The sequence below is a fragment of the Shewanella carassii genome, from assembly GCF_019670705.1.
GTDB lineage: Bacteria > Pseudomonadota > Gammaproteobacteria > Enterobacterales > Shewanellaceae > Shewanella > Shewanella carassii.
Genome location: NZ_AP024618.1, coordinates 24,612 through 44,049, shown reverse-complemented (window position 1 = coordinate 44,049; position 19,438 = coordinate 24,612). Strand labels below are relative to the sequence as shown.

The window sequence follows — 19,438 nt, the reverse complement described above, 5'->3', positions numbered from 1 at the left end:
GCCTTGGCATCTTCACAAATGAAATCCTTAATGCTCATGACAAGAAGGCACAGATAACGCTTAATGCTAACGGTAAATTAACTTCCAGGCAAAGAGTCTAACTTTAAAATTGTTTTCGAGATCAAAGACGCTGTCTGGTAATGCAGGTAGGAAGCTTAAACAATCAGGAATACTAAGGGGCAAACAACACAAAGCGACTTTCGTCTGAATAAGGGTAGTAGATATCACGAGCAGAATGAATGGGGTGGGCCTAAGCAAAATCTCACAGACCCTAAACGCAAAAAAGCCACCTTATTCAGTGGCTTCTCTACTTAATTGGGCGTCTGGCGATGGCCAGCTTCGAGCAAGCTCTCCGCGTTCGTCTGTCGCATCAAACTGAGTTTGATAAACGCGACAACCTCACCCTACTCCACATGGGATTGTACCTCACTACGTTCGGACTCTTTATCTTCCCCATGTGAGAGTGGACATTTCAAAATGCAATTAAAACGAAAAATCCCCAACACAAAGTGCTGGGGATCCATCGTTTATTGGGCGTCTGGCGATGACCTACTCTCACATGGGGAGACCCCACACTACCATCGGCGCGATTGCGTTTCACTTCTGAGTTCGGGATGGGATCAGGTGGGACCACAATGCTATTGTCACCAGACATATTCTTACTGGTTAATTGTCCGTCTGACGGTATTGCTCCAGCTTTATCAGCCAAAAAATCACCTGCGTCATTAACCTTTGTTCTTCAATTCAGAAAGCTGTTGCTTTGAAATATGGTGGTCGCTACTGGGATCGAACCAGTGACCCCCTCCTTGTAAGGGAGGTGCTCTCCCGGCTGAGCTAAGCGACCGGTATTCTTGGCTGTGCTCTTTTCAGAGCCTGAGTTCAAACTTCAATCAAGTATCGACTTCTTCAAGTCCGTAAAACCCATCTGGGTTGTATGGTTAAGCCTCTCGAGTCATTAGTACAGGTTAGCTCAACGCCTCGCAACGCTTACACACCCTGCCTATCAACGTCCTGGTCTCGAACGGCTCTTCAGAGGTCTCTAGGACCTAGGGATGACTCATCTTGGGGCTCGCTTCCCGCTTAGATGCTTTCAGCGGTTATCGATTCCGAACGTAGCTACCGGGCAATGCCATTGGCATGACAACCCGAACACCAGCGGTTCGTCCACTCCGGTCCTCTCGTACTAGGAGCAGCTCCCCTCAATCATCCAACGCCCACGGCAGATAGGGACCGAACTGTCTCACGACGTTCTGAACCCAGCTCGCGTACCACTTTAAATGGCGAACAGCCATACCCTTGGGACCGACTTCAGCCCCAGGATGTGATGAGCCGACATCGAGGTGCCAAACACCGCCGTCGATATGAACTCTTGGGCGGTATCAGCCTGTTATCCCCGGAGTACCTTTTATCCGTTGAGCGATGGCCCTTCCATTCAGAACCACCGGATCACTATGACCTGCTTTCGCACCTGCTCGACGTGTCTGTCTCGCAGTTAAGCTGGCTTATGCCATTACACTAACCGTACGATGTCCGACCGTACTTAGCCAACCTTCGTGCTCCTCCGTTACTCTTTGGGAGGAGACCGCCCCAGTCAAACTACCCACCAGGCACTGTCCCTAACCCCGATTAGGGGCCCAGGTTAGAACATCAACACTACAAGGGTGGTATTTCAAGGTTGACTCCAACAAGACTGGCGTCTCATCTTCATAGTCTCCCACCTATCCTACACATGTAGGGTCAATGTTCAGTGCCAAGCTATAGTAAAGGTTCACGGGGTCTTTCCGTCTAGCCGCGGGTATACGGCATCTTCACCGCAATTTCAACTTCACTGAGTCTCGGCTGGAGACAGCGTGGCCATCATTACGCCATTCGTGCAGGTCGGAACTTACCCGACAAGGAATTTCGCTACCTTAGGACCGTTATAGTTACGGCCGCCGTTTACCGGGGCTTCGATCATGAGCTTCTCCGAAGATAACCCAATCAATTAACCTTCCGGCACCGGGCAGGCGTCACACCGTATACGTCATCTTGCGATTTTGCACAGTGCTGTGTTTTTGATAAACAGTTGCAGCCACCTGGTATCTGCGACTGCCAGCAGCTTACGACGCGAGGTCTTCACCGCCGGCAGCGTACCTTCTCCCGAAGTTACGGTACCATTTTGCCTAGTTCCTTCAGCCGAGTTCTCTCAAGCGCCTTGGTATTCTCTACCCGACCACCTGTGTCGGTTTGGGGTACGATTCCTGCTAACCTGAAGCTTAGAAGATTTTCCTGGAAGCATGGCATCAACCACTTCATCCCCGTAGGGACTCGTCATCAGCTCTCAGTGTATGTGTGCCCGGATTTGCCTAAGCACACCACCTACTACCTTAAACGCGGACAACCAACGCCGCGCTGGCCTAGCCTTCTCCGTCTCTCCATCGCAGTTAGCAGAAGTACGGGAATATTAACCCGTTTCCCATCGACTACGCCTTTCAGCCTCGCCTTAGGGGTCGACTCACCCTGCCCCGATTAACGTTGGACAGGAACCCTTGGTCTTTCGGCGAGGGGGTTTTTCACCCCCTTTATCGTTACTCATGTCAGCATTCGCACTTCTGATACCTCCAGCGTGGGTTACCCCTTCGCCTTCAACGGCTTACAGAACGCTCCTCTACCGCACTGATGCAAGCATCAGTACCCGTAGCTTCGGTGAATTGCTTAGCCCCGTTACATCTTCCGCGCAGGCCGACTCGACTAGTGAGCTATTACGCTTTCTTTAAATGATGGCTGCTTCTAAGCCAACATCCTAGCTGTCTAAGCCTTCCCACATCGTTTCCCACTTAGCAATTACTTTGGGACCTTAGCTGACGGTCTGGGTTGTTTCCCTTTTGACGACGGACGTTAGCACCCGCCGTCTGTCTCCCGGATAGCACTCTTTGGTATTCGGAGTTTGCAAAGGGTTGGTAAGTCGGGATGACCCCCTAGCCTTAACAGTGCTCTACCCCCAAAGGTGTTCGTCCGAGGCGCTACCTAAATAGCTTTCGAGGAGAACCAGATATCTCCCGGTTTGATTGGCCTTTCACCCCCAGCCACAAGTCATCCGCTAATTTTTCAACATTAGTCGGTTCGGTCCTCCAGTTGATGTTACTCAACCTTCAACCTGCCCATGGCTAGATCACCGGGTTTCGGGTCTACACCTAGCAACTAAACGCGCAGTTAACACTCGGTTTCCCTACGGCTCCGCTATTCGCTTAACCTCGCTACTAAATGTAAGTCGCTGACCCATTATACAAAAGGTACGCAGTCACGGTCTCAAGTACCGCTTCCACTGCTTGTACGTATACGGTTTCAGGTTCTATTTCACTCCCCTCACAGGGGTTCTTTTCGCCTTTCCCTCACGGTACTGGTTCACTATCGGTCAGTCAGGAGTATTTAGCCTTGGAGGATGGTCCCCCCATATTCAGACAACATATCACGTGTGCCGCCTTACTCGTTTTCATCTCTGGTTAGTTTACATGTACGGGGCTATCACCCTGTGCCGCTGTGCTTTCCAACACATTCCACTAACACCCCAAAGACTTAAGGGCTAATCCCCGTTCGCTCGCCGCTACTTGGGGAATCTCGGTTGATTTCTTTTCCTAAGGGTACTTAGATGTTTCAGTTCCCCTCGTTCGCCTCAATACGCTATGTATTCACGTATTGATGACACCTTATGGTGCCGGGTTTCCCCATTCGGACATCGCTGGCTCAAATGCTTGTTACTAGCTCACCAACGCTTTTCGCAAGTTACTACGTCCTTCATCGCCTCTGACTGCCAAGGCATCCACCGTATACGCTTGGTCGCTTAACCATACAACCCGGATGAGTTTTCATCGGTTTGTATTGCAACCAGCTTAGGTTTACTTGTCTCACCTCCGGGTTAAGGAAGTGGACTCGCCTTGAAGAATTTCCAAAACACTTGATTGAAGTGTTTGAGAACTCAATTTGTATGCATCAATTCCAACTCCTAAGAGTGGTTTTGATGTCTACTATCAGCTTTCCAAATTGTTAAAGAACTCATTGACCTACCAGGGTCAACGGCCTGCTCTATGAACAAGCAATCTGTGTGAACACTCAACAAACACCAATTATCGCTTAGGTAAGGAGGTGATCCAGCCCCAGGTTCCCCTAGGGCTACCTTGTTACGACTTCACCCCAGTCATGAACCACACCGTGGTAAACGCCCTCCCGAAGGTTAAGCTATCTACTTCTGGTGCAGCCCACTCCCATGGTGTGACGGGCGGTGTGTACAAGGCCCGGGAACGTATTCACCGTGGCATTCTGATCCACGATTACTAGCGATTCCGACTTCATGGAGTCGAGTTGCAGACTCCAATCCGGACTACGACCGGCTTTATGAGATTAGCTCCACCTCGCGGCTTCGCAACCCTCTGTACCGACCATTGTAGCACGTGTGTAGCCCTACTCGTAAGGGCCATGATGACTTGACGTCGTCCCCACCTTCCTCCGGTTTATCACCGGCAGTCTCCCTAAAGTTCCCGGCATTACCCGCTGGCAAGTAAGGATAGGGGTTGCGCTCGTTGCGGGACTTAACCCAACATTTCACAACACGAGCTGACGACAGCCATGCAGCACCTGTCTCAGAGTTCCCGAAGGCACCAATCCATCTCTGGAAAGTTCTCTGGATGTCAAGAGTAGGTAAGGTTCTTCGCGTTGCATCGAATTAAACCACATGCTCCACCGCTTGTGCGGGCCCCCGTCAATTCATTTGAGTTTTAACCTTGCGGCCGTACTCCCCAGGCGGTCTACTTAATGCGTTAGCTTGAGAGCCCAGTGTTCAAGACACCAAACTCCGAGTAGACATCGTTTACGGCGTGGACTACCAGGGTATCTAATCCTGTTTGCTCCCCACGCTTTCGTGCCTGAGCGTCAGTCTTTGTCCAGGGGGCCGCCTTCGCCACCGGTATTCCTCCAGATCTCTACGCATTTCACCGCTACACCTGGAATTCTACCCCCCTCTACAAGACTCTAGTTTGCCAGTTCGAAATGCGGTTCCCAGGTTGAGCCCGGGGCTTTCACATCTCGCTTAACAAACCGCCTGCGCACGCTTTACGCCCAGTAATTCCGATTAACGCTCGCACCCTCCGTATTACCGCGGCTGCTGGCACGGAGTTAGCCGGTGCTTCTTCTGCGAGTAACGTCACAGCTAGCAGGTATTAACTACTAACCTTTCCTCCTCGCTGAAAGTGCTTTACAACCCGAAGGCCTTCTTCACACACGCGGCATGGCTGCATCAGGGTTTCCCCCATTGTGCAATATTCCCCACTGCTGCCTCCCGTAGGAGTCTGGGCCGTGTCTCAGTCCCAGTGTGGCTGATCATCCTCTCAGACCAGCTAGGGATCGTCGCCTAGGTGAGCCTTTACCTCACCTACTAGCTAATCCCACCTGGGCTTATCCATCAGCGCAAGGCCCGAAGGTCCCCTGCTTTCCCCCGTAGGGCGTATGCGGTATTAGCAGTCGTTTCCAACTGTTATCCCCCACAAATGGGCAAATTCCCAGGCATTACTCACCCGTCCGCCGCTCGTCATCTTCAAAAGCAAGCTTTTGAAATGTTACCGCTCGACTTGCATGTGTTAGGCCTGCCGCCAGCGTTCAATCTGAGCCATGATCAAACTCTTCAATTAAAGTTTTGGTTGAACCCGAAGGTTCGACTCAATGAATTCTGTTCGTATGAACACTCTTCATCGAGTTAAATCGTTTTGTCGATTTCTCAATGCCTGTGAGTGTCCACACAGATTTGCTTGTTTATCTTGTTAAAGAGCAATCCCTTAGGCGCTGCGGCCATCGGGTCAGGGCTGCGTATTCTACGCTTTCCTGCTGCGGCGTCAAGAGGTATTTACCATCTTTTTTCGCCTGTTGTTGAAAGGACTCAAGAGCCTCTTTTCTTCGACCCTGTCACGTCTTTCGCGTTGCCGCTGTGCCGTGTCAGTGGGAGCGCATTATAGGGAGCCTGAACTTTTGTGCAAGGGCTTTTTTGTAATAAAACTGCTGTTTTTGACTTACTTGCTGAGAATTTGTCCTGACCTGCCACTTTTTAATCTTTATAATGGCGAAAACCAATCATATAAGGACTTTTTATGGCCAATTCTCTCAGATCTTACCAAGGTACCAAGCCAAAGTTGGCCGAAGGCGTCTATGTTGATGAAGCTGCAGTTCTGGTAGGTGACATCTTTTTGGATCAGGACGCCAGCGTTTGGCCTATGGTGGCAGCCCGGGGTGACGTCAATCATATTCGCATCGGCAAACGCAGCAGTGTTCAGGATGGCACAGTCCTGCATGTTAGCCGTAAGTCTCCGGCCAACCCCGAAGGACACCCGCTGCTCATCGGCGATGATGTCACCATAGGGCACAAAGCCATGCTTCACGGTTGCAAGGTAGGTAATCGAGTATTAGTTGGCATGGGAGCCATTATTTTGGATGGCGTCATCATCGAAGACGATGTGATTTTAGGTGCAGGTTCCTTGGTGCCTCCCGGTAAGGTACTAAAGAGTGGCTTTCTCTATATAGGCAGCCCGGCCAAGCAGGCTCGCCCCTTGACCGAAGCCGAACGCCAATTTCTGCCACAATCGGCAGACAACTATGTCCGCCTTAAAGATGAGTATCTGGCCGAGCAAAGTAGTACTGACTAAGAAAGTTATACTGACTCAGGTAACTCTATCTCACCGGCTCCATTGAAGCATTCCTGCTCAATCAGCGCCTCGGCTTCATCTTCGAAGTCGAAGCGCCACTGTTCAAACAGGCTCAGGATCTCTTGCTCTTCGAGAACAACCTTGCCACTTATTTGCTGCATACGTTGTAAACCAACATAACAAGGAATATTGACCCCTTGCTGCTGGGCCATAAACTTGAGCCTGTTTGATTCGGCTTGCCACTGACACAAGTCGCTGAAGATGATCCCCTGATTCATGATGCCTCTCCTTTTAATTCTTGCCGCAGACTCTCGAGTACAAGCTCAACTTTGGGCATGACACCTCGCCATAAATAGAAACTTCTAGCCGCCTGTCCCACCAACATTCCTAACCCATCCAGTGTTTTTGCCGCCCCTTGCTCGGCAGCCCAGCGATTGAACGCGGTTGTTTGTGCCGAATACATCATGTCGTAGCAGTAGCTATGATTGGCAACCACGGTTACGGGAATATCCGGCAACTCACCATGTAAACTGGCTGAGGTGGAATTGATAATGAGATCATAACCCTCATAGAGTTCATTTCGCCTCAACGCCTGTACTTGCTGTGGCGCAATAGCCGCCAGCAACTCGGCCTTACTGTATGTTCTATTATAGATATCAATATGGCCGACACCGGCCGCCAACAGAGAAAGCAGACACCCCCTGGCAGCCCCACCAGCGCCGAGCAGCAAGACCTTTTTATCCTTCAGCGTCAGGTAACGACTGAGATCGGCCACCAAGCCGTAGCCATCGGTATTGTCACCCCGAATTCTGCCATCATCCAGTTTAATCAAGGTATTCACCGCGGCGGCGGTTTCGGCTTCCTGGCTCAACTCATCACAAAGTTGAAAGGCTTGTTCCTTGAAAGGCACAGTGACATTGGCGCCCATCCCCCCGGCAGCAAAAAAAGCCGTGACACTGCCACTGAAGTCATCGATTGGCGCCAGAATCGCTTGATAGCTTAGGTTTTGCCCTGTCTGAGCGGCAAAAGCTGCATGGATAGCGGGTGATTTACTGTGTTGAATGGGATTGCCAAAGACGGCATAGCGGTCGGTCATCTGTGCTCCAGAGCAATGGAAGATGTATCAGTCTACTCAGCGGCCCAAGGCCAGGCAAGGCTGCCGACCTATGGGGCTTTCAGTGTATACTGGCGCCAAAATCGACAACAAGATTCAACACGCAAATGAACTGGCTAAAGAAAATTCTCAATCGTAAACCCGAGGCTGAGCGGGACCCCACTCAGTCCAACGCCTATGATCTGATCGGCGGCGACGAAACGATACGCGCCATAGCCAAGAGCTTTTATCAGCAGATGCAGACGCGGCCGGATACTCAGGAACTGTTGTCCATACATCAGGCTCCGCTGGCACAATCTGAGCAGAAGTTATATGAATTTCTCAGTGGTTGGTTGGGAGGGCCTCAGCTGTATCAAGCCAAATATGGCCACCCGGCGCTTAGAGCCAGACATATGCCGTTTGCCGTTGATGAAAGAATGCGTGATCAGTGGCTGTTATGTATGAGGGCCTCACTGGAGGCCAACTTGAAGGATCCCGAACACAGGAAGGTGATTTTCAATGCTATCGCTCAGTTAGCAGACCATATGCGTAACCAATAAGCCAGATTAAGGCTTATTGGTTACCCTCACTAACTATTCGGTGAGCCAATCCCTGGGATGTAAAAAATCACTGTAGAGCCTGGCTTCGGCAGAGCCGGCTTCGGGTTCATAGGCGTATTGCCAGCGAACCAAGGGCGGCATCGACATGAGTATTGACTCGGTTCGGCCGCCGGTTTGCAGCCCAAATAGAGTTCCTCTGTCATAGACCAGATTGAACTCTACATAGCGACCACGGCGATACAGTTGGAACTCACGTTCACGCTCGCCATATTCGGTATCCTTACGCCGCTCAACAATGGGGGCATAGGCAGGTAAGAAACCGTTTCCGACAGCTTGCATGAAAGCAAAGCACTGCTCAAAGCCACCTTCATTGAGGTCATCGAAGAAGAGGCCACCGACACCGCGGGTTTCGTTTCTGTGCGGCAGGAAGAAATACTCATCGCACCATTTTTTGTACTTGGGGTATACCGCTTCGCCGAAAGGCTCGCAAATCGCTTTGGCTTGCTGATGCCATTCGCGCACGTCCTCAAGGAAGGGGTAATAGGGGGTCAGGTCGAAGCCACCACCAAACCACCAGACGGGATCGGCACCTTCTTTGCGGGCAATAAAGAAGCGCACATTGGCATGGGTAGTAGGAAGATAGGGATTACGCGGATGGATAACCAGTGAAACCCCCATGGCTTCAAAGCTTCGTCCGGCCAACTCAGGCCTGTGTGCCGTAGCCGAGGCTGGCATGGCCGCGCCTTCTACATGGGAGAAGTTCACCCCGGCCTGTTCAAACACGCCACCGCCGTTAAGTACCTTACTGATCCCGCCACCGCCCTCGGCCCGTATCCAAGAATCGGTAGCAAACTCAGCTTTGCCGTCCAGTCGTTCCAGTCCTTCACAAATCTGTTGTTGCAGTTGCATCAAGAATGCTTTTACCTGGTGGGAATCAGGTGCTGTCATGCTCGCTCCTTCTTGCTTGGAATAGTTAGCCATTACGCAGGATCTGGCCGCTGCGAATATCTATGATGGTGGAAGGCTGGCGCTGCTGCCCCAACTCTCCTTCGATAAGGGCATCTATCTGCCCGGCAAACGTTGTTTCAATATCATTCACTGTCAGAGCCGGCGACTCACCCGCCAAGTTGGCACTGGTGGATACCAGCGGCTTGCCCAAGGTATCACACAACTCCCGGACAACCGGATGGGCCGAGACCCTGACGGCAATAGAGTCAAAATGGCCACAAAGCAGTTGGCTCATTCCCTGACGCACCGGCATGACAAAGGTAAAAGGTCCGGGCCATTTGGCAAACGCCTGCTGCAGTTGTTCATCACTCAGTTGAGACTCGTCCAGATAGGGTTGCAACTGCCGATAGTCACTTGCAACCATGATAAGCCCCTTGTGCCAGGGACGCTGTTTGATGTCGAGAATTCGGGAAACGGCGGCTTCATTATCGGGATCGCATCCCAAACCATAAACAGCTTCGGTGGGATACGCTATGACCCCTCCATCCAGAAGCAGTTGCTTACTCCTGGCGGCGAGCAAGTGCAGCATTGAGAGTACCTTTTATAGAGACAAAGACGGCTGAGCGCCCTCGGCGACAGCGGAGGTGATTATAGTCACATATTGAGCCGGATCACAGAGTTCGCTTGTACTTACATTCCTTACGGGGACATTCCAGTCTGTCGCCTGCAGCGCCCTTACGTTCTACCAGAATACCGAAACCGCATTCAGGACAAGCCTCTGCCCGAGGAGGAAAATTCACCAGAAACTTGCACTTGGGGTAGTTGCTGCAAGCATAAAAGCTCTTGCCGAACTTGCTGGTTCTATGCTCAAGCACACCGCTATTACACTGAGGACAAGGCACTTTTTCAGCCTCTTCCTGCTGGTCATGTCGCTCGATATGGGTGCATTGTGGATACTGGGTACAACCAATAAAAATACCAAAGCGCCCCGACTTGACCGCTAACTCGTGGCCACACTGGGGACACTCGGAGCCGGGAATAGGCTGAGAGTCGATGGATTCGTGCTGCACCAAAGGCCGGGTGTAATCGCACGCTGGATAATTATTACAGCCAATGAAGCCACCATGCTTACTGTGGCGCACGGAGAGCTCACTGCCGCACTTGGGACAAAGTTCATATTCTTTTTCGAGCGCGTGCGCCCGAGCATTGAACAACTGCTGGTCTATCTTGGCCATGACACATCTCGCTGTTAAAAGAGTTAAGCGAACATTTTACCAGCGCCACACGGATAAAGGGAGTCGAGTTGATGACCACACTCACTGAAAGACTCAGCCAACAAGAACAGATAGTGAAATAGCCTTCACTTCAGGAAAGAGTGACATTGGTTGGAAACTGCCGAGGTCTTTTTCAGAAAGACTTATCTCTCTTTTGCGGAATGATAAAAATTGAAGTATCCAGACAATGGGAAATGAAGCTCACTGCAGCCAAAAAAGATTGCCCAATACTTTCTGAGAATATCCTGAAAGCGAATTGAATTGATACCAGCCAAGACAGGCAATAACGGCACATACATCTTGCAGCTGCTCTTTTTGGTCAAGAATCTCAGCACATCTCGTTTGGCGCCAGAGCGATATAAAACCACTGCACATTCGCCATACTATCCGTGCTGAGATTGTCGAATGAAAACTGCCATTCAGGAGTGTAATCGACCTTCTTCTGGTTGCTCGAAGATAAGATCTTCCATCTGCTCATAGGCAGACTCATTACCGGGCGCATTGAACAATACCATCAGAATCACCCACTTGAGGTCTTCCAACACCATAGCTGGCTCGTCCAATTCCATCACCCTATCGATAACCATTTCCCGGGTTTGCACATTCAATACCCGAATCTGCTCCAAGAACAACAGGAAACCACGGCACTCGACGTCCAGTTTCTCCATTTCATCTTTAGTGTAGATGCGGAAGGAATGTTGAGTATGCCCTCTAAGGTAGGGAGTATCACTCTCCTGCAGTTCAGCCAACCGCTCAAGCCAGGAAAGCGCCTTGATGATTTCGGACTGATGGAAACCGGCACGGGTGAGTTCTTTGGTCAACTCATCTTCGTCGACCAACATTTCAACTTCACTATGAACATAGTTTTCAAACAGATACATGAGGATATCAAACATGGCTATTTCCTCTTAAGTCTAACGTAACCACCGGGTACTGCGGCAACCCAACCTTGCAACTCAAGTTCAAGCAATTGTTCCAACACCAGATCCAACGTTATTCCACTATGCTCAACCACCACATCCAAAGGTGTGGTCTCATAATCTACACTAGCTAACAGCGTTTTAAATGGCAACTCAGAGTTCTCACTTGGTTTTATATGGTGACTCTTGCGCAAGTCTTCAAGGTGGCAGCTACATAAAGGCGCCAACTCTTCCACTATATCGGCCACAGACTCCACAAGTTTTGCCCCATTGCGAATTAAATCGTGGCATCCCTGGTGTTCATCGCCCATAACGGAACCTGGAACCGCAAAAACCTCTCGACCTTGTTCTGCTGCCAGGCGGGCACTGATCAGTGAACCACTACGCCGACGAGCTTCTACCACCAAGGTTCCCATTGCAAGGCCGCTGATTATACGGTTTCGTTTGGGAAAATTCCCGGGAAATACACCGACGGAGGGCCAAAGTTCACTGATAACTGCGCCATGCACTTGAAGATCATCATAAAGAGCCCTATGCCTTCGAGGGTAAATCTCGTCAATTCCGGTACCCAGTACCGCAATGGTTTTGCCGGTTGCCGACAAGGCTCCACGGTGAGCTGCGCCATCTATGCCGGCAGCCATACCACTGCATACGCTGATGTTCAAGGCATCCAGCTCGGCGCCCCACTGCCAGGCGAGCGACAAACCGGCGCGGCTGGCATCGCGGCTGCCAACCATGGCCAGCGCGGGTTGCAACAGGGTTTCAACCTGTCCTTTGACGAACAAAATCGGAGGAAAATCGGGGATATGTTTCAACAATGGCGGGTAAAAGGGATCGTCGGGGCAGATTAGATATCTGCCCTCTGCACCCTGCTGCCATTGCAAGGCTTGGTCAACTTTTTCAGGAGCCAACTCCAAGCGTTGGAGCTGTGTCGGGTTTATTGGCAAAGACTGGGGTTCATATTCCAGCCTCTGTCTCAACTCAGCCACATCCATGTGCAAGAGCAATTGCCTTATCCGGAGGGGTCCCAGTCCAGATACCGCAGCGACAACCAGCCAATCAACCAGACTATTATGCGTCATTCACCTTTCAGTAATGTGTCAGGCCTGACCAAAAGGTCATCAACCCGGACAGGGCTTTCGTTCACCATGATAAGCCCAAGCGCTGTCTTGTCGAACACCTTGAACACCATGACTTGGCCGCGATAGAGATCCGGCAGCTTAACGGCATTGTCTGAGCCCATCTTGGCCATCAGGTTGTCGTAAGCGGAGCGTTCGGTCGGTGGCACCGGGATACCCTCGCCGTTGATCACCACTTCGGCACCGTCCTTGTAGATAGAGAACACATCGCCGGGCTCTACGCCCTCACGGCTGCCCCGATCCAGATAAAACACATCCAGTTTCCCCATGGCGCGAATTTTACGTTCAGATGCCAACACCTTGGCGCCCTCTAAATCACTGGCCTTGGGAATAAAGTAGGCTGACAATAAGGAGTCATCCTCTATCGCCAACACTCTGAAACCGGCTTTGGTTTCGCGGAAATTATTGAGCAGCTTCACCTTGGAAATTTCACCCGACTCCACCACTCGGCCACTGGCGCTGAGGATCACTTCCTGACCCAGCAACTCGCCTGTTTCCTTGTTGGTAAATTCGCGCCCGGGCTGATACATCCCGACCTTATCGCCTTGTGGCAGATTAGCCTGAATGTAGATGATGTCGTCCATCACATGGTGACGGGAGTCTCTTTCTCCCCCCAGCACCATAGGTTGCTCCTTAAACCACTCGGGATCGACCACCCGGTTTTGCACCAGGTAGGGTTGGATCAAGGCCAAATCCACCGTTGGAATGGCGCCATCTTTAGGCTGAATCCTTCCGGCCGGGCTCTTGCGAACATGAGGTTTATTGACCAACCTGGGTTCACCATCGATAAACACCAGCGTCAATCGATCGCCGGGATAAATAAGGTGCGGATTGGCGATTTGGGGATTGGCGCCCCATAGTTTGGGCCAACGCCAAGGGTCTTTGAGAAACAAAGCCGATATATCCCAAAGGGTATCGCCTTTCTTGACCACATAAGTATCAGGATGGCCGGGTTTTAATGTCAGGGTATCTGCTGCAACGAAGGCGCAATTAAATGTCAGTAACGCGAGTAAAATTAACCGTTTCATGGGGGCTTCCATGTTGTCTGGCTCATTAGTAAGAGCTTTTGCTGTTATTGATAGCCGCTAAGGATTAAAATTAACGCAATAGCACAAGTCAGTATAACCAACTGGCACGGATTTGACAGACTTGTTAAGAGTTTATCTATGACCATGTTAAAAGTATTACGATTCCCCGACGAGAGATTACGCACGATTGCCCAGCCCGTGACAGAATTTGATTCTGCGCTGCAGACGCAAATCGATAATATGTTCGAGACCATGTACGAAGAAAAGGGTATTGGTCTGGCCGCGACTCAAGTCGATTTTCATAAACAATTGATTGTGATGGACTTGCAGGACGACGTCGAACGTCCAAAAGTCTTTATCAATCCCCAAATCATCAGTGCCAGCGGCGACTTCTGTAATGAAGAGGGCTGTCTGTCTGTACCCGGCATTTATGCCAAGGTGGACAGAGCCGAATTTATTACCGTGACCGCGCTCGACCGTGATGGCAATGAATTTACCCTTGAAGCAGACGGCTTATTTGCTATCTGCATTCAGCACGAGATGGATCACCTAAAGGGCAAGCTTTTTGTTGATTATCTGTCACCACTGAAACGTCAGCGGATCAGACAAAAGCTGGAAAAGACCGCGCGTCAGGAAGCCAGAGCCTGAATTAATCCCCAATAATTAGGATCTATTTTGAAACCATTGAAGATCATTTTTGCCGGTACGCCGGACTTTGCAGCGCGCCACCTGCAGGCGCTGCTGAACTCAGAGCATCAAGTCATCGCCGTCTATACCCGAGTGGACAAACCCGCCGGACGAGGCCACAAACTCACCCCCAGCCCAGTCAAGGCACTGGCGCTGGAACACGATATTCCGGTCTATCAGCCCAAATCACTGCGCCACGAAGAAGCCCAACAGGAGCTGGCCGCTCTTGGAGCCGATATCATGGTGGTGGTCGCCTACGGCCTGATCCTGCCATTGGCAGTGTTGCAGGCTCCTCGCCTGGGATGCATCAATGTTCACGGCTCTATTCTGCCGCGCTGGCGCGGTGCGGCGCCTATCCAAAGGGCATTATGGGCCGGGGACAAAGAAACTGGGGTCACCATAATGCAGATGGATGTCGGTTTGGATACCGGCGACATGTTGCTCAAGACTTCGCTACCGATAGCCGATGACGACACTTCAGCAACCCTGTATGAAAAGCTGGCTCAGCAGGGACCGGTGGCACTGATCCAAGCTCTTCAAGGTCTGGCCGAAGACAAACTCACCGCCGAGCCACAGGACGAATCACTGGCCAACTACGCCGAAAAACTCAGTAAAGAGGAAGCCCGCATCGACTGGCATAAAACTGCCCGCAATCTGTGGCAGGAGATCCGCGCCTTTAACCCATGGCCGGTGAGCTATTTTGAATGCCAGGGACAAAATATCAAGGTCTGGCAGGCCGAAGTGGAAGAGTCAGACGAGCAGTTTGCGCCGGGCACAGTGGTGCGCGCCGACAAACGAGGATTAGCCATTGCCACTGCCGATGGCTTATTGGTGTTGAAAAAGGCGCAACTGCCTGGGAAAAAACCGCTGGATATCGCCGATATTCTCAACGCTAGGGGCGAATGGTTCCAGCCCGGTAAGAATTTGGCTCAAGCATCATGAGACAGAATCTCAGAGCCCTTGCCGCCAAGGCCATCTTTCAGGTACTGGAACGGGGCATGTCCCTCTCGGTTGCCCTGCCCGAACAACAACAGCAGCTTCACAGCGGCAAAGACAAGGCGCTTTTGGCCGAACTTTGCTATGGCGTAATGCGCACCCTGCCACAACTGGACAAGAGAGTCAGCGACTGCCTCAATAAACAGTTCAAAGGGAAACAGCGTATCGTCCACCAGCTGCTTCTTGTGGGTTGTTACCAGCTGTATTTCACCCGGATACCGGCCCATGCAGCCATTTCGGAAACTGCCGAAGCCTGTCGTCAATTGAAGTTTGAAAACCTGGTCAAGGTAGTCAACGGCGTTTTACGTAATATCCAGCGAGACAATAGTCCACTGGCCACAGATAACCCTGTGCTGGAACACAATACGCCCAACTGGATCCTCAAGGCGCTCACAGCTGCCTATCCGGAAAACTGGCAACAAGTGGTGCAACAGAGTCACCAGCGACCGCCCCTGTGGCTGCGCAACAACCGTTTATCCCAAAGTCGTGAGCAATATCTGCAACACTTGGCTGACGCCGAAATTGCCGCCACTCCAGGTCAAGGGGAAGACAGTATATTGCTCGAGCAAGCCTGCGATGTCACCTCTCTGCCCGGCTTTGGCGAAGGCTCAGTATCTGTGCAGGATGGTGCGGCTCAATGGGCCGCCGCCCTGCTAGCTCCTCAAGCGGGCGAAACCATTCTCGATGCCTGCGCCGCTCCGGGAGGCAAGAGTTGCCATCTGCTGGAGCTGTGTCCGGACATAGAGCTGGTGGCGGTCGACAACGACAACAAACGGCTGCGGAGAGTTGCCGAGAACCTGCAAAGGTTGCAACTGAATGCCCAGTTGGTGCACGGCGATGCCGCCGATATCGCGTCATGGTGGCAGGGCGGCCAGTTTGATCGCATATTACTGGATGCTCCCTGCTCGGCTACCGGCGTTATTCGGCGCCATCCGGATATCATGTGGCTGCGTAAGCCGCAGGATATTGAGGAGTTGGCCAAGGTGCAGCAACAGATATTGGATCACTGCTGGCAATGGTTGAAGCCAGGCGGTGTACTGTTATACGCCACCTGCTCTATCCTGCCCCAGGAAAACCGCGATCAAGTTGCCGCCTTCCTGGAACGTACGCCGGATGCCCGCCTGAAGGCTATCACTCAGGCAGACCAGCCAGATGCAATAGGCTGGCAAATCTTGCCCGGACAGGACAATATGGACGGGTTTTACTACGCGCGAATCGTTAAGTCGAAACTTTAGGGATAAGACGAGGCCATGAAAATAATCATCTTGGGCGCAGGTCAGGTCGGTGGCACCCTTGCGGAAAACCTGGTGGGTGAAAATAACGATATCACCATAGTCGACAGTGACAGAAACCGCCTTAGGGCACTGCAAGACAAATATGACTTGCGGGTGGTTGTCGGTCATGGAGCCCACCCCGGCGTCTTGAAAGAAGCCGGCGCCGAAGATGCCGATATGCTGATCGCTGTAACCAACAGCGATGAATGCAACATGGCCGCCTGTCAAATTGCCTATACCCTGTTTGGCACACCAACCAAGATAGCCCGTATTCGCTCAGAGCAATACTTAGGGATGCAGGATAAGCTGTTTATCGACAGTGAAACCAAAAATAGTGAACTTCGCACCCGAGGTGGTTTCATCATAGATGAGCTGATCGCCCCGGAGCAGTTGGTAACCGCTTACATACAGCGTCTGGTAGATTATCCAGGGGCTTTACAAGTTTTGGAGTTCGCCGAAGGCAGACTAAGCTTGGTGGCGGTTCGCGCCTATTATGGCGGCCCCTTGGTGGGTAACGCGCTGGCAGCGCTGCGCGAACACATGCCGAATATTGATACCCGGGTAGCGGCCATTTTCCGTCAAGGTCGGCCGATTATGCCCAGGGGAACCACCATCATAGAAGCCGATGATGAAGTGTTCTTTGTTGCCGACAGTCGCCATGTTAGAGCTGTGATGAGTGAGATGCAGAAGCTGGACAACAGCTACCGCAATATCATGATCGCCGGGGGCGGTAACATAGGTTTGGGGCTGGCTCAGAAACTGCAACGTAACCACTCCATCAAACTCATAGAACACCGTCAGGACAGAGCCGAGGCGCTGTCGGAAAAGCTGGAAAATACCACGGTATTCTGTGGCGATGCTTCCGATCAAGAACTCCTGATGGAAGAGCACATAGATCAAACCGATGTGTTTATCGCCGTCACCAACGATGATGAGGCCAACATAATGTCTGCCCTGCTGGCCAAGCGCATGGGAGCCAAGAAAGTGATGGTGCTCATTCAGCGTGAAGCCTATGTCGATATCGTTCAGGAAGCTAATATCGATATCGCCATTTCGCCGCAGCAAGCCACCATCTCGGCCTTGCTAACCCATATCCGCCAGGGGGATATCTGCAACGTATATTCACTGCGCCGAGGCGCCGCCGAAGCGATTGAGGCCATTGCCCACGGTGACTCCAGCACCAGCAAAGTCGTCGGCAAACAGATAGGCGAAATTAAGCTACCGCCAGGTACCACCATAGGCGCTATAGTCCGTGACGATGAAGTCTTGATGGCCCACGATAAGACAGTTATCGAACAGGGAGACCATGTCATTCTATTTCTGGTGAACAAGAAGTTTATCGGTGAAGTAGAAAAACTTTTCCAGCCGAGCGCTTTCTTCTTCTAAGGCTCTGGCCATGCTGAATTTTCGCCCGCTGCTATTCATCCTAGGTCTGTTTCTGTCCATGTTAACGGCCTTTATGTTTATTCCCCTCTTCTTCGCCCTGTTTTACGGCGAAGAAACCGTGGCGGCCTTTATGGCATCGGCATTGGTCACAGGCACAGTCTCCAGTATCTGCATGCACAGAGGCCAGGGACAAAAGCTCAATCTGAATATCCGTGACATGTTTCTGCTGACCAGCCTGACCTGGTTTATTGTCAGCCTATTTGCCGCCATGCCTTTTACCCTGTATCACGGCATTGGCTATACCGATGCCTTCTTTGAAACCATGTCGGGGATCACCACCACAGGTTCTACAGTGCTATCCGGACTGGACAGCATGGATCACAGCATTCTCATCTGGCGCTCACTACTGCAGTGGCTTGGTGGCATAGGCTTTATCGTGATGGCGGTGGCGATCCTGCCATTTCTTAACGTAGGGGGGATGCGGCTATTTAGAACTGAATCCTCAGATTGGTCCGAAAAAACCATTCCCCGCACGCAGAGCCTGGCCAAATATCTTTTTCTGGTGTACTTGGGACTAACCGTTTGCTGCGGTTTGGCTTATCACCTGGCGGGGATGAACTGGTTTCAAGCGCTCAACCATGCCATGACCACACTCTCCACCGGGGGCTACTCGACTTCAGACAGTTCCATGGCAGCCTTTCCTAAGGAAGCACACTGGGTCGGGGTGGTATTTATGGCCGCCGGCGGCCTGCCGCTGCTGATGTTTGTCCAAAGCTTGCAGCAACGCAGCATCAAGGTGTGGAATGATGCTCAGGTGAAAGGCTTTATTCTCTTTCTGCTGCTGGTGTCTTTCTCCCTGGCCTATTGGCTCTACAGTTCGCGGGAAATCGCCTTTATCGATGCCCTGCGGCTCTCGAGTTTCAACGTGGTTTCCGTAGTCACGACCACAGGCTATGGCCTGACCGACTATGGCAGTTGGGGGGCGCTGGCAAATATCGCCTTTCTATTCCTGATGTTTGTCGGCAGCTGCTCAGGTTCGACCTCCGGCGGCATCAAGATATTCCGCTTCCAGATCGCCGGCGCCATTATGCGCGAACAGTTGAAGCAGCAATTTCATCCCAATGGTATTTTCCGCGAGCGCTACAACAACCGACCTATCAACGAGGAGATTGTGCGTTCCCTGGTAACCTTTGCGTTGCTGTTTATGCTGGTTATCGTGATGCTGACACTGGTGTTGGTGCTTTGTGGTCTTGACCCTGTCACCAGCCTGTCAGGTGCAGTCACGGCAGTGACCAATGTCGGCCCAGGACTTGGCCCTGTCATAGGTCCTGCAGGCAACTTTTCCAGCTTGCCGGACTTGGCTAAGTGGGCGCTGTCGATAGGCATGTTATTGGGCCGCTTGGAGATCCTTACCGTTGCCGTGTTATTCCATCCCAGTTTCTGGAAGTACTAAATAAAAACAAGCGCA

The 19,438-nt window shown here is 51.6% G+C and carries 15 protein-coding genes, 1 tRNA gene and 3 rRNA genes; 7 read left to right on the top strand and 12 right to left on the bottom strand.

Going from position 1 to position 19,438, the window contains the following annotated elements; genetic code table 11:
- Positions 1-536: 536 nt before the first annotated feature.
- The 4 genes from rrf to K5621_RS00175 all read right to left on the bottom strand — a co-directional run bounded on the left by rrf (position 537) and on the right by K5621_RS00175 (position 5,660).
- Positions 537-652 (bottom strand): 5S ribosomal RNA (rrf, locus tag K5621_RS00190).
- Positions 653-768: 116 nt separating this feature from the next.
- Positions 769-844, bottom strand: a tRNA-Val gene (locus K5621_RS00185).
- Between the two features lie 90 nt (positions 845-934).
- Positions 935-3,826 (bottom strand): 23S ribosomal RNA (locus tag K5621_RS00180).
- A gap of 289 nt (positions 3,827-4,115) precedes the next feature.
- Positions 4,116-5,660: ribosomal RNA gene (locus K5621_RS00175) — 16S ribosomal RNA — on the bottom strand.
- The 16S, 23S and 5S rRNA genes sit together here with 1 tRNA gene alongside, the layout of an rRNA operon.
- Before the next feature lie 453 nt (positions 5,661-6,113).
- On the opposite strand from K5621_RS00175, the gene K5621_RS00170 reads away from it, so the two are divergent.
- The gene (locus tag K5621_RS00170; RefSeq protein ID WP_071476711.1) at positions 6,114-6,665 is read left to right on the top strand and encodes a gamma carbonic anhydrase family protein; all 552 of its coding nucleotides are present in this window, start codon (positions 6,114-6,116) and stop codon (positions 6,663-6,665) included.
- 5 nt (positions 6,666-6,670) lie between these two features.
- On the opposite strand, the gene K5621_RS00165 is transcribed toward K5621_RS00170, so the two are convergent.
- On the bottom strand, positions 6,671-6,943 hold the full coding sequence (locus K5621_RS00165; protein WP_221050137.1) for a DUF1488 family protein: 273 nt from the start codon (positions 6,941-6,943) through the stop codon (positions 6,671-6,673).
- Positions 6,940-7,761 carry a shikimate dehydrogenase gene (aroE, locus tag K5621_RS00160; RefSeq protein ID WP_221050136.1) on the bottom strand — a complete coding sequence of 274 codons (822 nt, stop codon included), beginning with the start codon at positions 7,759-7,761 and terminating at the stop codon, positions 6,940-6,942. The genes K5621_RS00165 and aroE overlap by 4 nt, the downstream gene beginning before the upstream one ends.
- A 125-nt stretch (positions 7,762-7,886) precedes the next feature.
- Between aroE and K5621_RS00155 the strand changes: the two genes are divergently transcribed.
- Positions 7,887-8,318 carry a group II truncated hemoglobin gene (locus K5621_RS00155; protein WP_039035707.1) on the top strand — a complete coding sequence of 144 codons (432 nt, stop codon included), beginning with the start codon at positions 7,887-7,889 and terminating at the stop codon, positions 8,316-8,318.
- A 33-nt stretch (positions 8,319-8,351) separates the two neighbouring features.
- Here the strand turns inward: K5621_RS00155 and hemF are convergent, their stop codons facing one another.
- From hemF to K5621_RS00125, 6 genes are all read right to left on the bottom strand, one after another.
- Positions 8,352-9,266 carry an oxygen-dependent coproporphyrinogen oxidase gene (gene hemF, locus K5621_RS00150; RefSeq protein WP_100143542.1) on the bottom strand — a complete coding sequence of 305 codons (915 nt, stop codon included), beginning with the start codon at positions 9,264-9,266 and terminating at the stop codon, positions 8,352-8,354.
- Between the two features lie 25 nt (positions 9,267-9,291).
- Positions 9,292-9,855 carry an L-threonylcarbamoyladenylate synthase type 1 TsaC gene (gene tsaC, locus K5621_RS00145; RefSeq protein WP_039035705.1) on the bottom strand — a complete coding sequence of 188 codons (564 nt, stop codon included), beginning with the start codon at positions 9,853-9,855 and terminating at the stop codon, positions 9,292-9,294.
- Positions 9,856-9,937: 82 nt separating this feature from the next.
- Entirely contained in the window at positions 9,938-10,501 is a 564-nt protein-coding gene (locus K5621_RS00140; protein WP_025889805.1) for a DNA topoisomerase family protein, read from the bottom strand.
- Between the two features lie 458 nt (positions 10,502-10,959).
- Positions 10,960-11,436: a DUF494 family protein gene (locus tag K5621_RS00135; RefSeq protein ID WP_025889803.1), complete on the bottom strand. Its 477-nt coding sequence runs from the start codon at positions 11,434-11,436 to the stop codon at positions 10,960-10,962.
- A 2-nt stretch (positions 11,437-11,438) separates the two neighbouring features.
- Positions 11,439-12,542 carry a DNA-processing protein DprA gene (gene dprA / locus K5621_RS00130; RefSeq protein ID WP_478010055.1) on the bottom strand — a complete coding sequence of 368 codons (1,104 nt, stop codon included), beginning with the start codon at positions 12,540-12,542 and terminating at the stop codon, positions 11,439-11,441.
- A complete protein-coding gene (locus tag K5621_RS00125) occupies positions 12,539-13,639 on the bottom strand; it encodes a LysM peptidoglycan-binding domain-containing protein (protein WP_221050135.1) in 1,101 nt (366 codons plus the stop codon). The genes dprA and K5621_RS00125 overlap by 4 nt, the downstream gene beginning before the upstream one ends.
- A 126-nt stretch (positions 13,640-13,765) precedes the next feature.
- On the opposite strand from K5621_RS00125, the gene def reads away from it, so the two are divergent.
- Genes def through K5621_RS00100 form a run of 5 tightly spaced genes read left to right on the top strand, consistent with a single transcriptional unit; the run spans position 13,766 to position 19,423 of the window.
- Positions 13,766-14,275 (top strand): peptide deformylase, encoded by a 510-nt coding sequence (def, locus tag K5621_RS00120; protein ID WP_100143539.1) that lies wholly within the window; start codon positions 13,766-13,768, stop codon positions 14,273-14,275.
- 27 nt (positions 14,276-14,302) lie between these two features.
- Positions 14,303-15,256, top strand: coding sequence for a methionyl-tRNA formyltransferase (gene fmt, locus K5621_RS00115; RefSeq protein WP_221050134.1), 954 nt, complete (start codon positions 14,303-14,305; stop codon positions 15,254-15,256).
- On the top strand, positions 15,253-16,545 hold the full coding sequence (gene rsmB, locus K5621_RS00110) for a 16S rRNA (cytosine(967)-C(5))-methyltransferase RsmB (RefSeq protein ID WP_221050133.1): 1,293 nt from the start codon (positions 15,253-15,255) through the stop codon (positions 16,543-16,545). Before fmt ends, rsmB begins: the two co-directional genes overlap by 4 nt.
- Positions 16,546-16,560: 15 nt before the next feature.
- Complete coding sequence (trkA, locus tag K5621_RS00105; RefSeq protein WP_100143536.1) at positions 16,561-17,970, top strand: Trk system potassium transporter TrkA; 1,410 nt, start codon at positions 16,561-16,563, stop codon at positions 17,968-17,970.
- A 10-nt stretch (positions 17,971-17,980) separates the two neighbouring features.
- Positions 17,981-19,423 carry a TrkH family potassium uptake protein gene (locus tag K5621_RS00100; RefSeq protein ID WP_100143535.1) on the top strand — a complete coding sequence of 481 codons (1,443 nt, stop codon included), beginning with the start codon at positions 17,981-17,983 and terminating at the stop codon, positions 19,421-19,423.
- The last annotated feature ends 15 nt before the right edge of the window (positions 19,424-19,438 follow it).

Excerpts from the sequence above, each read along its gene's own strand:
- K5621_RS00170 (WP_071476711.1), top strand. The coding sequence starts at position 6,114 with ATGGCCAATTCTCTCAGATCTTACCAAGGTACCAAGCCAAAGTTGGCC.
- K5621_RS00165 (WP_221050137.1), bottom strand. The coding sequence starts at position 6,943 with ATGAATCAGGGGATCATCTTCAGCGACTTGTGTCAGTGGCAAGCCGAA.
- aroE (WP_221050136.1), bottom strand. The coding sequence starts at position 7,761 with ATGACCGACCGCTATGCCGTCTTTGGCAATCCCATTCAACACAGTAAA.
- K5621_RS00155 (WP_039035707.1), top strand. The coding sequence starts at position 7,887 with ATGAACTGGCTAAAGAAAATTCTCAATCGTAAACCCGAGGCTGAGCGG.
- hemF (WP_100143542.1), bottom strand. The coding sequence starts at position 9,266 with ATGACAGCACCTGATTCCCACCAGGTAAAAGCATTCTTGATGCAACTG.
- tsaC (WP_039035705.1), bottom strand. The coding sequence starts at position 9,855 with ATGCTGCACTTGCTCGCCGCCAGGAGTAAGCAACTGCTTCTGGATGGA.
- K5621_RS00140 (WP_025889805.1), bottom strand. The coding sequence starts at position 10,501 with ATGGCCAAGATAGACCAGCAGTTGTTCAATGCTCGGGCGCACGCGCTC.
- K5621_RS00135 (WP_025889803.1), bottom strand. The coding sequence starts at position 11,436 with ATGTTTGATATCCTCATGTATCTGTTTGAAAACTATGTTCATAGTGAA.
- dprA (WP_478010055.1), bottom strand. The coding sequence starts at position 12,542 with ATGACGCATAATAGTCTGGTTGATTGGCTGGTTGTCGCTGCGGTATCT.
- K5621_RS00125 (WP_221050135.1), bottom strand. The coding sequence starts at position 13,639 with ATGGAAGCCCCCATGAAACGGTTAATTTTACTCGCGTTACTGACATTT.
- def (WP_100143539.1), top strand. The coding sequence starts at position 13,766 with ATGACCATGTTAAAAGTATTACGATTCCCCGACGAGAGATTACGCACG.
- rsmB (WP_221050133.1), top strand. The coding sequence starts at position 15,253 with ATGAGACAGAATCTCAGAGCCCTTGCCGCCAAGGCCATCTTTCAGGTA.
- trkA (WP_100143536.1), top strand. The coding sequence starts at position 16,561 with ATGAAAATAATCATCTTGGGCGCAGGTCAGGTCGGTGGCACCCTTGCG.
- K5621_RS00100 (WP_100143535.1), top strand. The coding sequence starts at position 17,981 with ATGCTGAATTTTCGCCCGCTGCTATTCATCCTAGGTCTGTTTCTGTCC.